Annotated in this window: 13 protein-coding genes and 1 riboswitch; of the genes, 9 read left to right on the plus strand and 4 right to left on the minus strand. The window is 74.4% G+C overall.

Going from position 1 to position 15,338, the window contains the following annotated elements:
* Positions 1-1,458: a glycine hydroxymethyltransferase gene (locus ACFSJS_RS13775; RefSeq protein WP_380899954.1), complete on the minus strand. Its 1,458-nt coding sequence runs from the start codon at positions 1,456-1,458 to the stop codon at positions 1-3.
* Between the two features lie 31 nt (positions 1,459-1,489).
* Positions 1,490-1,596: riboswitch (ZMP/ZTP riboswitch) on the minus strand.
* 85 nt (positions 1,597-1,681) lie between these two features.
* Here ACFSJS_RS13775 and ACFSJS_RS13780 point away from each other — a divergent pair.
* Complete coding sequence (locus ACFSJS_RS13780) at positions 1,682-1,897, plus strand: dodecin (protein WP_380899956.1); 216 nt, start codon at positions 1,682-1,684, stop codon at positions 1,895-1,897.
* 201 nt (positions 1,898-2,098) lie between these two features.
* Positions 2,099-2,434 carry a GNAT family N-acetyltransferase gene (locus ACFSJS_RS13785; RefSeq protein ID WP_380899958.1) on the plus strand — a complete coding sequence of 112 codons (336 nt, stop codon included), beginning with the start codon at positions 2,099-2,101 and terminating at the stop codon, positions 2,432-2,434.
* Positions 2,435-2,525: 91 nt separating this feature from the next.
* On the opposite strand, the gene ACFSJS_RS13790 is transcribed toward ACFSJS_RS13785, so the two are convergent.
* The gene (locus ACFSJS_RS13790) at positions 2,526-3,896 is read right to left on the minus strand and encodes a ricin-type beta-trefoil lectin domain protein (protein ID WP_380899960.1); all 1,371 of its coding nucleotides are present in this window, start codon (positions 3,894-3,896) and stop codon (positions 2,526-2,528) included.
* A gap of 514 nt (positions 3,897-4,410) precedes the next feature.
* Between ACFSJS_RS13790 and ACFSJS_RS13795 the strand changes: the two genes are divergently transcribed.
* The 7 genes from ACFSJS_RS13795 to ACFSJS_RS13825 all read left to right on the plus strand — a co-directional run bounded on the left by ACFSJS_RS13795 (position 4,411) and on the right by ACFSJS_RS13825 (position 13,199).
* Positions 4,411-5,418, plus strand: coding sequence for a LacI family DNA-binding transcriptional regulator (locus ACFSJS_RS13795; protein ID WP_380899962.1), 1,008 nt, complete (start codon positions 4,411-4,413; stop codon positions 5,416-5,418).
* A gap of 159 nt (positions 5,419-5,577) precedes the next feature.
* Complete coding sequence (locus ACFSJS_RS13800; protein ID WP_380899964.1) at positions 5,578-7,254, plus strand: ABC transporter substrate-binding protein; 1,677 nt, start codon at positions 5,578-5,580, stop codon at positions 7,252-7,254.
* A 221-nt stretch (positions 7,255-7,475) separates the two neighbouring features.
* A complete protein-coding gene (locus ACFSJS_RS13805) occupies positions 7,476-8,687 on the plus strand; it encodes an ABC transporter ATP-binding protein (RefSeq protein ID WP_380899966.1) in 1,212 nt (403 codons plus the stop codon).
* On the plus strand, positions 8,684-9,664 hold the full coding sequence (locus ACFSJS_RS13810; RefSeq protein WP_380899968.1) for an ABC transporter permease: 981 nt from the start codon (positions 8,684-8,686) through the stop codon (positions 9,662-9,664). Before ACFSJS_RS13805 ends, ACFSJS_RS13810 begins: the two co-directional genes overlap by 4 nt.
* 3 nt (positions 9,665-9,667) lie before the next feature.
* Positions 9,668-10,744: an ABC transporter permease gene (locus ACFSJS_RS13815; protein WP_380899970.1), complete on the plus strand. Its 1,077-nt coding sequence runs from the start codon at positions 9,668-9,670 to the stop codon at positions 10,742-10,744.
* The gene (locus ACFSJS_RS13820) at positions 10,741-11,787 is read left to right on the plus strand and encodes an ABC transporter ATP-binding protein (RefSeq protein ID WP_380899972.1); all 1,047 of its coding nucleotides are present in this window, start codon (positions 10,741-10,743) and stop codon (positions 11,785-11,787) included. The genes ACFSJS_RS13815 and ACFSJS_RS13820 overlap by 4 nt, the downstream gene beginning before the upstream one ends.
* Positions 11,784-13,199: a GH1 family beta-glucosidase gene (locus tag ACFSJS_RS13825; RefSeq protein WP_380899975.1), complete on the plus strand. Its 1,416-nt coding sequence runs from the start codon at positions 11,784-11,786 to the stop codon at positions 13,197-13,199. Before ACFSJS_RS13820 ends, ACFSJS_RS13825 begins: the two co-directional genes overlap by 4 nt.
* On the opposite strand, the gene ACFSJS_RS13830 is transcribed toward ACFSJS_RS13825, so the two are convergent.
* The gene (locus ACFSJS_RS13830; RefSeq protein ID WP_417823813.1) at positions 13,181-14,113 is read right to left on the minus strand and encodes a lysophospholipid acyltransferase family protein; all 933 of its coding nucleotides are present in this window, start codon (positions 14,111-14,113) and stop codon (positions 13,181-13,183) included. The genes ACFSJS_RS13825 and ACFSJS_RS13830 overlap by 19 nt on opposite strands.
* Positions 14,114-14,253: 140 nt before the next feature.
* On the minus strand, positions 14,254-15,099 hold the full coding sequence (locus ACFSJS_RS13835) for a GNAT family N-acetyltransferase (protein ID WP_380899979.1): 846 nt from the start codon (positions 15,097-15,099) through the stop codon (positions 14,254-14,256).
* Positions 15,100-15,338 lie beyond the last annotated feature (239 nt).

Raw genomic sequence — 15,338 nt, forward strand, 5'->3', positions numbered from 1 at the left:
TCAGGCCAGGTCGATGCCCGGGTAGAGCGGGTGACCGGCCAGCAGGTCGGCGGCGCGTCCGGCGACGGACTCGGCGACCTTGGGCTCCAGCTCGTACCGGGCCCTGGAGGGGGCGCCGGCCGCGGTGGTGCCGGGCTCGGCGGCGGTGAGGACGGTGTGGATCAGGTCGGCGACCTCGTCCATCTCCGCCGTGCCCAGACCGCGCGTGGTCAGCGCCGGGGTGCCGATGCGGATGCCGGAGGTGTACCAGGCGCCGTTGGGGTCGCGCGGCACGGCGTTGCGGTTGGTGACGATGCCGGCGGCCAGCAGGGCGTCCTCGGCCTGGCGCCCGGTGAGGCCGTAGCCGGAGACGTCCACCAGGGCCAGGTGGTTGTCGGTGCCGCCGGTGACGAGGGTGGCGCCGCGGCGCATCAGGCCCTCGGCGAGCGCGGCGGCGTTGTCCACCACCTGGCGGGCGTAGGCGCGGAAGTCGGGCCGCCGGGCCTCGGCCAGGGCCACGGCCTTGGCGGCCATGACGTTGGGCAGCGGGCCGCCGAGCACCATGGGGCAGCCGCGGTCGACGTGCTCGGCCAGCGCCTCGTCGCACAGCACCATGCCGCCGCGCGGGCCCCGCAGGGACTTGTGGGTGGTGGTGGTGACGATGTTGGCGTGCGGCACGGGGTCGAAGTCGCCGGTGAAGACCTTGCCCGCGACGAGGCCGGCGAAGTGGGCCATGTCGACCATCAAGGTGGCGCCGACCTCGTCGGCGATCTCCCGCATGATCCGGAAGTTCACCTTGCGGGGGTAGGCGGAGTAGCCGGCGATCAGGACCAGCGGGCGGAACTCGCGGGCGGCGGCGCGCACCGCGTCGTAGTCGAGCAGGCCGGTGGCCGGATCGGTGCCGTAGCTGCGCTGCTCGAACATCTTGCCCGAGATGTTGGGGCGGAAGCCGTGGGTGAGGTGGCCGCCGGCGTCCAGGGACATGCCCAGCATCCGCTGCCCGCCCAGTTCGCGCCGCAGCGCCTCCCAGTCCTCGTCGGTCAGGTCGTTGACGTGCCTGGCCCCGGCGCGCTCCAGGGCCGGGCTCTCCACGCGCTGGGCGAGGACGGCCCAGAAGGCGACGAGGTTGGCGTCGATGCCGGAGTGCGGCTGGACGTAGGCGTGGGGGGCGCCGAACAGTTCGCGGGCGTGCTCGGCGGCGAGTGCCTCGACGGTGTCGACGTTGCGGCATCCGGCGTAGAAGCGGCGGCCGACGGTGCCCTCGGCGTACTTGTCGCTGAGCCAGTTGCCCATGGCCAGCAGCACCGCCGGGGAGGCGTAGTTCTCGCTGGCGATCAGCTTGAGGGAGGCGCGCTGGTCGGCGATCTCGGCGCCGATGGCGTCGGCGACGCGCGGTTCGACCGCGCGGATCACGTCCAGGGCGCTGCCGAAGGCCGTGGAGGCGGTCGCTGCGGTGCTCGGGGTGGGGTCGGTGGCCATGGGCCCTCTCCTTGACGTCCTCGACGACGGTCCGGGCGGCCCAGGCGCGCGGCTCTTCTTCGCGTGCGGGACGGTCCGCGGCGAGGGCCGCTCCCCGATGGTCGGTTCCATCCGAATGCGCCAGTCACGGCCCGCCGCCGAGCCTAGCACTCGCGCGCGGCCCGGCCCTGAGGCACGGTGGAACGAGAACCGAACGCGCCCCCACCCACCGCAGGAGGCCACCATGAGCGACCACACCTACCGGGTGACCGAGATCGTCGGCACCTCGCACGAGGGCGTCGACCAGGCGATCCGCAACGGGCTCGAGCGCGCCTCGCAGACCCTGCGGCACCTGGACTGGTTCGAGGTGACGCAGGTCCGGGGCAACATCGCGGACGGTGCGGTCGAGCACTACCAGGTCTGTCTGAAGGTCGGTTTCCGCCTGGAGGAGGGGCAGTAGTCCGCGGGCCCCGCGCTCCCCCGGAACCGCGCGGTACGGCCCGTCCCTCCCGGCCCCCGGCGGCTCCGCCGCGGCGGGTCCGCCGTCCCCGCCGCCCGGTCGGGGGGGACGGGAGGGGTAGGAACGCCGTGGCGTGGCACTCGGACGTCCGGAAGTCTCGACATTCCGGCCGTTCTCCGGTCGTTCCGGGAGGAATGCAGCATGCCCACGGCAGCCACCAACCGTCCGGTGTCGATCACCGACGCACCGGCCCACAGCCGGTTCGAGGCGCGGATCGGCACGACACTCACCGGTTTCGCCGACTACGTGCGCGCCGGCGACCTGGTGTCCTACCCGCGGGTCGTGGTGTCCCGGCCCTTCCTCGGGCAGGGCATCGGCGACCGGCTCGTGCGGACCGCCGTGGAGGACGCCCGGCGGCGCGGCCTGCGGATCAGGCCCGCCTGCGCCTTCGTGGAGCAGTGGCTCGCGCTGAACCCCGAGTACCGGGACCTGGTGGCCGGGGAGCCCGGCACCGGCGCCGCCGGCGGACGGGGGTGACAGGGCCCGGCCGGTGGCCGCGCGGCGGCGCGCGCCCACCGGCCGGGCGGTGCGGGTCAGTCCCCGGGCCGCCGGGCGGCCCGGGCCGCGCTCACGGGGTGTTCCACTTCTGGTTGGCGGCTCCCGTGCAGGTCCAGATCTGCGTCTTGGTGCCGTTGGCGGAGTTGTGGTCCCTCACGTCCAGGCACTTGTCGGCGCGGGGGTTGACGATGTCCCGGGCCGGGGTGACCACCCACTGCTGGGCGGCCGTGCCGTTGCAGTCCCAGATCTGGACGGGCGTGCCGTCCGCCGTCCCGGCGCCGGAGACGTCCAGGCACTTGCCCAGCGCCCGGATGGTGCCGTCCGCGCCCACGGTCCACTGCTGCGCGGCGTTGCCGTTGCAGTCGTGGATCTGCACCGGGGTGCCGTTGGTGCTGTCCGCCCAGGCCACGTCCAGGCACTTGCCGGCCAGGCCCGTGATCGTACCGGTGCGTCCCCCGCCGCCGCCGCTGTCGCCACCGGTGACGCGGACGTAGTCGACGACCATCCGCTGCGGGAAGACGGTGCTGCCGTCGGGGAGGCCGGGCCAGTCGCCGCCCACGGCGAGGTTGAGGATCAGGAAGAACGGCTTGTCGAAGACCCACCGGTCGCCGCCCAGGTCGGCCGGGGTGCGGCGCTGGTAGACCTGGCCGTCCACCGACCAGGTGATGGAGTTCGGCGCCCAGTCGACGGCGAAGGTGTGGAAGTCGTCGGCGAACGCCCGGCCGCCCGGCAGGGTGTAGGAGGCCCCGATGCCCTCGCCGCCGGAGTAGCCGGGGCCGTGGAGGGTGCCGTGCACCGTGCCCGGCTCGTAGCCGACGTTCTCCATGACGTCGATCTCACCGCTGTTGGGCCAGCCGACGCCGGGGTTGTTGATGTCCGCGCCCAGCATCCAGAACGCCGGCCACATGCCCTGGCCGCGCGGGATCTTGATGCGGGCCTCGATGTGCCCGTAGGTGGTGGTGAACTTCCCCGCGGTGTTCATCCGGGCGGAGGTGTACTCGCACCGGCCGTACCAGCACTGGTAGTTGCGGGGGTTCTCCTTGCGGGCGGTGATCACCAGGTTGCCGCCGCCGTCGAGGGCGGCGTTGGCGTTGCCCGGGGTGTAGTACTGCCGCTCGTGGTTGTTGCCGCTGTTGTCGCCGGTCTCCAGCTGCCACTTGGAGCCGTCGACGGCCGCTCCGGCCGGCCCGTCGAAGGTGTCCTCGAAGAGCACGGCCATGGGCGCGGCGCCGGCCGCCTCGGCGGGGCCGGCGCTCCGCTCCGCCGTCGCCGCGGACGCTGCGCCGTCCGCCGGTCCGGCCGTCGCCGTCCCGGTGACGGCCAGGGTCAGGGCCAGGCCCAGCAGCGCCGCCGCCGAGGCCCAGGGGCGGGTCCGGCGTCTGCCGCGGCCGGGCCGCGGCGGCGCCTCGGCGGTGCCGGGGGTGTGGGGGGTGGGGTTCATGGCCACATCGCTTCCGTCTGTCGTCGAAAGGTTTCGGTGGTCGGGTGGCGCCCCCGTCCGCGCGGGTCCGCCGCGGCGGCCGTCTCCCCGGGTGGGGCGGGAGGAGCCGGGGAACCGCCGCGGGGCGCGGGGTCAGCTCGTGCGGGACGGGGGCACCGGGTCGGCGAGGGCGGGCGGACGGCTCTCGGCACACCGGATGCCCGCTCTCCGGGCTTGCTTCGGGGCGTGAGTCAACTCCCGGGGGAAGCACGGCGTCAAGCCCTTGGACGAGACCAATCCGTCTTCAAGAAATGAACAAGAGAGCGCTCTTGAGAGCGCTCTCACACATTCCTCATCAATCTTGGTGTGAAGTCTTGACGACTGGTCCAACTGCCGTTTGACTCCCTGCCCATGCCCGGCACCGGTCCCGGAACCGGTGCCGCCGCTCCTGCCCGGCCCCGCCCGCGCGCCCTGCCGGACCGGCCGCCGGGCCCCCGCAGAACCACCGGATCCCGCCGAACCGCCGAGGAGTGCCATGCGCGTCACCATCGCCGACGTCGCCCGCGCCGCCGGCGTCAGCAAGTCGACGGTCTCCCGGGTGCTCAACTCCAAGGGCGAGGTCGACGCCCGCACCGCCCGGCGGGTGCGCCACGTCATCGACCGGCTGGGGTACGTGCCCAGCTCGCGCGCCGTCGGGCTGGCCCGGGGCCGCGGCCGCACCCTCGCCGTGCTCACCCCGTCGCTCTCCTGGCCCTGGGCGGCCGAGGTGCTCCAGGGCGCGGTGGACGCCGTCGAGGCCGCCGGCTACGGGCTGCTGCTGTTCACCCGGGGCCGCGGCCGGGAGTCGATGGCCCGGTTCGCCGGGCAGGTGTCGGCCAGCGCCTTCGACGGCCTGCTGGTGGTCGAGCCGGAGTGGCAGATCGAGGCCGCCGCCACGCTGCACCGCACGGGCCTGCCCGTGGTGCTGGTCGACGACCGGGCCCGCCACCCGTCCTTCCCCTGCGTGGCCACCACCAACGCCCTCGGCGGCGAGCTGGCCGCGCGCCACCTGCTCGCCCTGGGGCGCCGCGCACCGCTGGTGGTCACCGGGCCGCAGCGGTTCGGTTCCGTGCGCGACCGGCTGGACGGCTTCGTCCGCACCCTGGAGGCGCACGGCGTGGAGCACGACCCGCGGCGCACCGTGGAGGGCGACTTCACGGTGCGCTCCGGCGCGGAGGCGGTGGAGAAGCTGCTGGCCGACGGCCAGGACCTGGACGCCGTCTTCGCCCACAACGACCTCGGCGCGGCCGGCGCCCTGCAGGCCCTGCGCGCCGCCGGGCGGCGGGTGCCCGAGGACGTCGCCGTGGTCGGCTTCGACGACGTGCCGCTCGCCGCCTGCACCGATCCGCCCCTGACCACCGTCCGCCAACCCCTGCGCGAGCTGGGCGCGGCGGCGGCGGACCTGCTGCTCTCCCGGCTGGACGGGAAGCCGCCGCCCGCGGAGCCCGTGGTCCTGCCCACCGAGCTGGTGGTCCGGGACTCGGCACCCGCCCCCGTCCCCTGACCGGCCGCCACCCCGCCCCACCCCGAGCCCCACCCCGAGCCCCACACCGCCGCGGAACCGTCGTGAGAGCGCTCTCACGAGCGTGAGAGCGCTCTCAGAACTCCCGGCCCCTCCCTCACCCACCGCGACACCCGGAAAGACCCACGGAGGAGAGACACCATGAGAGTCCGGCCCCGCACCAGAGCCGCCGCCGCGGCGGCCCTGGGCACCACCGTCCTGCTCGCCGGCTGCACCGCCGGCGCCCCCGGAGCGGGCGGTTCGCAGCCCGGGGGCGACGAGGGCGTGCTGACCGTCGGCATGCCCAACGGCCCGCAGACCAACAACAGCAACCCGTTCCTGGGCACCTCCGCGGGCGCCTCCCTGGGCTACCGGCACATGATCTACGAGCCGCTGGTGATGGTGAACGGCGTCCGTCCCGCCGACAAGGGAACGCCCTGGCTGGCCAGCGAGTGGACGTGGTCGGACAACTACACGAAGCTCCGGCTCACCGTGCAGTCCGGACCCACCTGGTCCGACGGCGAGAAGTTCACCGCCGAGGACGTGGAGTTCACCTTCGAGCTGATCAAGAAGAACCAGGCGCTGAACACCAACGCCATCCCCTTCGGTGACATCAGCCGCAAGGGCGACACGGTCGAACTGTCCTTCCCCGAATCGCAGTTCGTCAACCAGAGCAAGATCCTGAGCACCTTCGTCGTGCCCGAGCACATCTGGTCGAAGGTGGAGAACCCGGAGACCTGGCCCAACAAGGAGCCGGTGGGCACGGGTCCGTTCACGCTCAAGAGCTTCACCCCGCAGACCATCACGCTCACCGCCCGCGACACCTACTGGCAGGAGGAGCCCAAGGTCAGGGAGTTGCGCTACACCTCCTACAACGACAACAACGCGCAGACCACCGCCCTGGCCAACGGCACCTGCGAGTGGTCCTTCGTCTTCACCCCCGACTACAAGAAGATCTACGTCGCCAAGGACCCCGAGCACAACAAGCTCTGGTTCCCCTCCGGCCTGGGCGTCCACGGGCTGTGGTTCAACACCGCCAAGAAGCCCTTCGACGACCCGGCGCTGCGCCGCGCGATCAACCACGTGGTCGACCGCGAGGCCATCCACGTGCGGGCGCAGGCCACGCTCTACCCGGAGATCGAGAGCGTCACCGGCATCCCGCTGCCGGCCGGCGAGTCCTTCATCGCGCCCGAGTACAAGGGCAAGAAGCAGGAGGTGGACGTCGAGGCGGCCAAGAAGGAGCTGGAGGAGGCCGGCTACACCCTGTCCGGCGGCGTCCTGAAGGACCCCTCGGGCAAGCCGGTGACGATGACCCTCACCGACCCGGCGGGCTGGTCCGACTACCTCACCGGACTGTCGATCATCAAGGACAACGTCAAGAAGATCGGCATCGAGGCCAAGGTCAGGACCCAGACGGTGGACGCCTGGACCACCGCCGTCAACGAGGGCGACTTCGACGCCACCCTGCACTGGACCAACAGCGGCGCCACCCCCTACGACATGTACCAGCACGTCATGGACGGGGAGCTGTACCAGCCGCTGGGCAAGGCCTCCCCGGGCGGCAACTTCGGCCGCTTCCGCAACGAGGACGCCACGAAGGCCCTGAAGGAGTACGCGAACGCGGAGGACGAGGCCACCCGCACCAAGGCGCTCCACGAGCTCCAGCGGATCATGGTCGAGGAGGTGCCGCTGGTGGCCACCGCCGCCGCCCCGATCGGCGCCGAGTACAGCACCCGCAACTGGGTCGGCTGGCCGACCGAGAGCGACCCGTACGCGCCCCCGCAGCCCACCCAGCCCAACTCGCTGGACGTCGTCCTGCACCTGCGGCCCGCCTCCTGACGGCCCGCCCGCCGACCGCCCGCCCCGCCGCACCACCGAGACGGTCCCCGCCGCAGCGGCGGGGCGGGCACCGCGGACCCGCGAGGAACCGACCGACCACCCGATCCACCCGAGCCCGCCGGCGGGCCCGTCCGGCACGCGGCGGGCCCGCCCGGCCCGGCCCCCGCGCAGGGCCCGGCGGGAACGCCGGGGACGACCCGACAGGGATGACAGGAACAGCCATGCCCGAAGAACACACCGCACCACCACCGCCCCCCGGGCCCGGCCCCGGCGCCGGAGGCGGGCACGACGAGCGCGTGGTGCTGGAGGCCCGCGCCGTGAGCAAGCACTTCCCCCTGCGGCGCGGCGCGCGGTCGCTGCTGGGCGGCGGCCCCCGCCGTGCCGTCCACGCCGTGGACGACGTCTCGCTGCGGCTGCGCCGCGGCTCCGTCACCGCGCTGGTGGGCGAGTCCGGCTCCGGCAAGTCCACCGTGGCCCGGCTCCTCGCCCAGCTGTACCCGGTGACGTCCGGCGAGATCCTGCTGGACGGCCGGCCCGTGCGGGCGGGCCGGGGTCGGGCGCTGCGCGCGTACTGCCGGCACGTGCAGATGGTCTTCCAGGACCCCTTCGCCTCGCTCAACCCCGTGCACACCGTCCGCTACCACCTGACACGCGCGCTGCGCATCCACGGCCGGGCCGGCGACGGCCGGCAGGAGCTGGAGCGGGCGCTGGCGGAACTGCTGGGCCAGGTGCAGCTCACCCCGGCCGGCCGCTACCTGGACTCCTTCCCGCACGAGCTGTCCGGCGGCCAGCGGCAGCGGGTGGCCATCGCCCGCGCCATGGCCGCCTCCCCCCGGGTGCTGCTGGCCGACGAGCCGGTGTCGATGCTGGACGTCTCCATCCGGCTGGGCGTGCTGAACCTGCTGCGCGACCTCAAGGAGCGGCTGGACCTGGCGGTCCTCTACATCACCCACGACATCGCCTCCGCCCGCTACTTCGCCGACGAGACGCTGGTGATGTACGCGGGCCGGATGGTGGAGGGCGGCGACAGCGAGACCGTCACCCAGCGCCCCGCCCACCCCTACACCCGGCTGCTGCTGTCCTCCGCGCCCGACCCGGACCGGGTCGAGGGCACCGGCGGCGGCGCGGACGGCCGGGACGACGAGGCGCTCCCCGCGGACGCCGACCCGTCCTCCGTGGAGCCGCCGAGCCTGATCTCGCCCCCGCCCGGCTGCCGCTTCCACCCCCGCTGCCCGCTGGCGATGGAGCGCTGCCGCACCCAGACCCCGCCGCGCTTCGACCTCGACGGCGGGCAGTGGGCGGCCTGCTGGCTGTACGACACCCCGGACGCCGCGGACGCCGCCGACACTGCCGGCACCGTGCGGACGGCCGGGGCCCCCGGAGCGTCGCGGGGCCCCGGCGGCCCCGGCGCCGGATCGGAGGCGGCGTCGTGAAGTTCGTCCTCCAGCGCCTGTCCTTCTACCTGCTGACCGCCTGGGCGGCCATCACCATCAACTTCCTGATCCCGCGCCTGATGCCGGGCGACCCGGTGCAGTCGCTGATCGCCCGCTACCAGGGGCAGCTCTCCAGCAAGTCCATCGCCTCCCTGGAGACCCTCTTCGGCCTCGACCGGGACAGCTCGCTGTGGCAGCAGTACCTGGACTACTGGGCCAACCTCGCCCGCGGCGACCTGGGGCTGTCGTTCACCTTCTTCCCCACCCCCGTCTCGGAGGTGATGGCGCAGAGCCTGCCGTGGACCCTGGCCCTGGTCGGCACCACCACCCTGATCAGCTTCCTGGTCGGCACCGGCGTCGGCATCCTCGCCGGCTGGAAGCGCGGCTCCTGGCTGGACGGGCTGCTGCCGGTGACCACGTTCATCTCCGCCATCCCGTACTTCTGGCTGGGCCTGATCGCCATCGCGCTGTTCGCCGTGCAGTGGCCGCTCTTCCCCGCCGCGGGCGGCTACGACACCTCCCTCGTCCCCGGGCTCAGCGCCGAGTTCGCCGGCAGCGCCCTGTACCACGCGGTGCTGCCCGGCACGACCATCGTGCTCAGCGCGATGGCGGGCTGGATCCTGGGGATGCGCAACATGATGGTGACCGTCTCCTCCGAGGACTACGTGACGGTCGCCCACGCCAAGGGCCTGTCCGAGCGCCGGGTGATGTTCTCCTACGCCGCCCGCAACGCGATCCTGCCGAACGTCTCCGGCTTCGCCCTCTCCCTGGGCTTCATCGTCGGCGGCACGCTCCTGGTGGAGATGGTCTTCTCCTACCCCGGCATCGGCTACGTCCTCTTCCAGGGCGTGAACGCCAAGGACTACCCGCTGATGCAGGGCGTGTTCCTGATCATCACCCTCGCCGTGCTGGCCGCCAACCTCCTGGCCGACCTCCTCTACATGCTCCTCGACCCGCGTACCCGGAAGGAGGGCTGACCGATGGCCGTACAGGCGACCGAGAGCGCCGTCGTCGGCGCCGCCGCACCGCCCGCGGCCCGCCGCGACAGACTGCGCTTCCTGCGCAACGGCAAGACCGCGACGGGGCTGGCGATCCTGGGCCTGTTCGTCCTGCTCGCCGTCGCCGGGGAGTGGCTGGCACCCCACGACCCGTCCGCGATGAGCGACGACATCCTCCAGCCGCCGTCCGCGGAGCACCCGTTCGGCACCACCCAGACCGGGCAGGACATCTTCTCCCAGGTGCTGGTGGGCACCCGGGGCGTGCTGGTGGTGGGCTTCACGGCGGGCTTCTTCGCCACGCTGCTGTCGGTGCTGGTCGGGGTGAGCTCGGGCTTCCTCGGCGGGATCGCCGACGAGTTGCTCTCCGTGCTCAGCAACATCTTCCTGGTCATCCCCGGGCTGCCGCTGATCATCATCATCGCCAGCTTCCTGCCGGACTCCGGCGACGTGGTGATCGCGGTGGTCATCAGCCTCACCGCGTGGGCGTGGGGGGCCCGGGTGCTGCGCGCCCAGACGATGTCGCTGCGCAACCGGGACTACGTCCAGGCCGCGCGCGCCACCGGCGAGTCCACGTGGCGGATCATCGTCTTCGAGATCCTGCCGAACCTGACCGCCGTCATCACCTCCGGCTTCATCGGCACGGTGATCTTCGCCGTGCTCTCGGAGATCACCCTCGCCTTCATCGGCGTGGCCGACATCTCCCACTGGAACTGGGGGACGATCCTGTTCTGGGCACAGAGCAACCAGGCCCTCGGCCAGGGGGCGTGGTGGTGGTTCGTGCCCGCCGGGCTGTGCATCGCCCTGCTGGGCACGGCGCTGTCGCTGATCAACTTCGGCATCGACGAGTTCGTCAACCCCCGCCTGCGCACCACCGCCCGCGTCCGCGGCGCGGCCCGGATGCGGGTCGGCTTCACCCCCGTCGTCCGCGCTCCCCGCGAGCGCGCGGCCGGACCGGGCGGGCCGGGGCGGCGGGAGGAGGCGGGCACGCCCGGGAGGCAGACGGAGGAGGCCGCCGGAGCGCGGCCGGCCACGGAGAAGACGGAGGACACCCCCGCATGAGCACGTCCGCCACCCCGGCCGTGGCCGCGCCCGCCACCGCGGCGCCGCCCGTGCTGGAGATCAGCTCCCTGTCCGTGGACTACGGCGTCGGGGACGGCGCCGTGCGCGCCCTGCACGACGTCGATCTGACCCTGCGCCGCGGCGAGGTGCTGGGACTGGCCGGCGAGTCCGGCTCGGGCAAGTCCACCCTGGCCTACGCCGTCACCCGGCTGCTCTCCCCGCCCGGGGTGATCACCGGCGGGGACGTCCGCTACCACCCCCGCGAGGGCGGTCCGGTGGACGTGCTGGCCATGACGCCGCGGGAGCTGCGCGCCTTCCGCTGGCAGGAGATCTCCATCGTCTTCCAGGGGGCGATGAACTCCCTCAACCCCGTGCACACCGTCCGCACCCAGCTCACCGACGTGCTCAGGGCCCACCGGCCGGGCATGTCCCGCGCCGCGCGCACCGCGCGGGCGGAGGAGCTGCTGGCGCTGGTGGGGATCTCCGCCGACCGGCTGGGCGCCTACCCGCACCAGCTCTCGGGCGGGATGCGGCAGCGGGTGATGATCGCGATGGCGCTGGCCCTGGAGCCGGAGATCGTGGTCATGGACGAGCCCACCACCGCGCTGGACGTGGTGATGCAGCGGCAGATCCTGCGGCAGCTGGTGCGGCTCCGCGAGGAGCTGGGCTTCTCGGTCGTCTTCATCACCCACGACATCTCGCTGCTGATCGAGTTCTCCGACCGGATCGCCATCATGTACGGCGGCCGGATCGTGGAGCAGGCCGGGGCCGCCGACATCTACCGCGACCCCCGCCACCCCTACAGCGACGGGCTGCTGCACTCCTTCCCGGCGCTGCGCGGCCCGCGCCGGGAGCTGACCGGCATACCCGGCTCGCCGCCCGACCTGAGGGCCATGCCGCCCGGCTGCGCCTTCCACCCCCGCTGCCCGAAGGCCTTCGACCCCTGCGACCGGCGAACGCCCCACCTGGCGCCCGCCGACTCGGACACCGGCCGCAGCGTCGCCTGCTGGCTCAACGACGACCGCCGACCTGGAGAAGCATGACCACCGCATCCGCGTCCCCCCTGACCGCCCCCGCCGCCGAGCCGATCCCCGGGCTGCCCGCGGACTTCCGCTGGGGCGTGGCCACCTCCTCGTACCAGATCGAGGGAGCCACCGCCGAGGACGGCCGCACCCCCTCCATCTGGGACACCTTCTGCCGCGTCCCCGGCGCCGTGGTGGGGGGCGAGAACGGCGACACCGCCTGCGACCACTACCACCGGATGCCGCAGGACGTGGAGCTGATCGCCTCCCTCGGCGTCGACACCTACCGCTTCTCCCTGGCGTGGCCGCGCATCCAGCCGGGCGGGCGCGGCACGGGCAACCCGCGCGGCATCGCCTTCTACGACCGGCTCGTCGACGAGCTGCTGGAGCACGGCATCACCCCGTGGGTCACCCTCTACCACTGGGACCTGCCCCAGGAGCTGGAGGACGCCGGGGGCTGGCCGGCGCGCGACACCGCGCTCCGGTTCGCCGACTACGCCGAGATCGCCCACGAGGCCCTCGGCGACCGCGTCCGGCACTGGACGACGCTGAACGAGCCGTGGTGCTCGGCGGTGCTCGGCTACGAGCAGGGGGTGCACGCGCCCGGGCGCCGCGACGTCGGCGACGCCATGCGGGCCGTCCACCACCTGCTGCTGGGCCACGGGCTGGCCGCGCAGCGGCTGCGGGCCGCCCGCCACGCGCCCGAGGAGCTGGGCATCACCCTGAACCTGGGCACCGCCACCCCGGCGAGCGACAGCGAGGCCGACCGGGCCGCCGCCCGCCGCGCCGACGGCATGGGCACCCGGCTCTACCTGGACCCGCTGGTGCACGGCCGCTACCCCCAGGACGTGCTGGAGGACCTGTCCGCCAGGGGGGCGGCCCTGCCCGTGGAGGACGGCGACCTGGAGGTGATCTCCACACCGCTGGACGTGCTCGGCGTCAACTTCTACTCGGGGCACGTCTTCTCCGGCACCACCGAGGACGGCTCGCCCACCGGCGAGGACGGCCTGCCGGTGACCCGCGTCGTGCCCCGGGGCAGGCCGCGCACCGCGATGGACTGGGAGATCGTGCCCGAGTGCCTGACCGAGCTGCTGGTCCGGCTGGAGCGGGACTACGGCCTGCCCATGGTGATCACCGAGAACGGTGCGGCCTTCGACGACACGGTGGCCGGCGACGGGGCGGTGCACGACGCCGACCGCACCGCCTACCTGGCCGACCACATCCGCGCGGTGGCGGCGGCCCGCGCCGCCGGCGCCGACGTGCGCGGCTACTTCGCCTGGTCGCTGATGGACAACTTCGAGTGGGCCTACGGGTACGCCAAGCGGTTCGGGCTGGTCCACGTCGACTACGCCACGCAGCGCCGGACGGTGAAGGACAGCGGCCTGTGGTACCGGGACACCATCCGGCTCACCCGTCAGGCCGCCGAGGGCTGACGGGCCGCGGGGCGGGGGCCCGCGGGTCCGGCCGGGGAGGGGGCGGCCGGGGCGGGTCCGGTGGGGGCGGGCGGGTGCCCGCCCCCACCGCCGTCCGCGGTCCCCGCCGCCTCCCCCGGCCGCACCGCCTCCACCGCCTCCTGGGCCGCGCGCGCCAGCACGCGGCGGCCGGGCGACCCGGGGCGGTCGAGGCAGGCCCCGTGCCGCAGCGGCGGCAGGACGGTCACCTCGGCGGCCAGCCCGCGGGCGGCGACCACCCTGCGCAGCGAGGCCGCCAGCGTGTCGTCGCCGACGAAGGCCGCCGGAGTGGCCTCCGCCCCCCTCCCCCCGGGCCCGTCCGGGGCGCGCCGCCCGCCGTCCGTCCGGTAGCGGATCGCCACCGGCTGGACGGGCACCCCGGCGTCCAGGGCGGCCTGGAACACCGCGCGCCGGAAGGCGCCCCGCTCCCTGCCGCACCAGGTGCTGCCCTCGGGGAAGGCGACCACGGTCGACCCGGCGCGCAGGGCCGCGGTGATCTCCCCGACCGTCGCCGGCAGGGCCCGCAGCCGCTCCCGGTCGATGAACAGGGTGCCGCCACGGGCGGCCAGCCGTCCCAGCACCGGGTACTGCCCGATCTCCCGCTTGGCCAGCATCCGGCCGGGCGTGACGGAGGCCAGCAGCGGGACGTCCAGCCAGGAGACGTGGTCGGCCACCACCAGCGCCGGTCCGGTCACGGGCGCGCCGGTGACGCGGGCCCGCACGCCGAGCGCCGCGACGACCGCGCCCGCCCAGTGCCGCACCAGCCTCCCGCGGCGGGCCGGGGCGAGCCGGCGCACCACGGGCGACAGCACCACCCCGGCCGACAGCACGGCGGCCAGGGCCGTCCAGCGCCACACCCGCCGCAGCGGCCCCACCGCGGGCGGGCGGCGCGGCAGGCAGCCGGTGACGGTGCACGCCGAGAAGGGGAGCCACGGAGTGCCGCCCGCCGCCGCCGTCCCCGCCCGGCCGCCGCCGTGCCCCGCGGGGACCGCCGCCTCCGCCGCCGGGGCCGCCGCCGCGGCGGTCACCGTCACCGTCACCGCGGGACGAGCGAGAGGAAGTGGCGGAGGTAGCGGGGATCGGTGTCGCGCAGCGACAGCAGCACGTACAGGTCGGCGACGCCGAACTCCGGGTCGTGCGCGGGCTCCCCGCAGACCTTGGCCCCCAGCCGCAGGTAACCGCGCAGCAGCGGCGGGAGCACGGTGCGGGCCGGGCGCCGCACCTCCTCGTGGCGCCACGGCCGCCGGGGCCGCACCCGGTGCTCGGCGGGCGCGAGGTGCCGCCGGGCGACGGTGTCCCACACCCCCGCGGCCGTCGTCCCGCCGTCGGCCAGCGGCAGGGAGCAGCAGCCGCCGAGCCAGTTGTGCCCGGTGTCCGCCAGGTAGCGGGCGATGCCCGCCCACATCAGGGCGATGACGGCGCCGTCGCGGTGCCCGGGGTGGACGCAGGAGCGCCCCGCCTCGACCAGCTCGGAGCGCAGGCCGGCGCCGTCCAGCAGCCCGTCCATCTCGAACTCGCCCTCGGAGTACAGCCCCCCGGCGGCGCGGGCCCGCTCCGGCGGCAGCAGCCGGTAGGTGCCCACCACCCGTCCGCTCGCGCGCTCCCGGACCAGCAGGTGGTCGCAGTGGGCGTCGAAGGCGTCGGTGTCCAGGTCCGGTTCGGGGCCGGTGAGCCGGGCGCCCATCTCCCCGGCGAAGACCTCGTGGCGCAGGCGCTGCGCGGCCCGCACGTCGGCCTCGTCGCGGGCGAGGTGGACGGTGTAGGCGGTGGCGCCCCGCTCGGCGGCCGGTACGGGTGCGGGCCGGGGGACGGCCGGGACGGGTGCGGGGGATCCGGCGGGTGCGACGGATCCGGCGGGGACGGGTGCGGTGGGGACGGACACGGCAGGTCCTCCTGGTCCGGACGGCGGACGGTTCGCCCGGCCGCCGCTGGGACGGCCCGGCTCCCCTCCTTCATGGCCGCGCCGGGCGGACTCGGCGTGACCGTTGCGGGGAGCCGGGGTGTGCGCCTGCTGAACACACGCCCCGTGGCCTGCCCGCCCCGCCCCGGGGCGGGAGGCGCCCCGGCGAGCTCGGGGGACGAAACGGACATGAAAAGCGCCCGTGCCGGTCAGGAATGAGG

Origin of the sequence: Streptomyces desertarenae (assembly GCF_042681365.1) — a bacterium.
GTDB classification, from domain to species: Bacteria; Actinomycetota; Actinomycetes; order Streptomycetales; family Streptomycetaceae; genus Streptomyces; species Streptomyces desertarenae.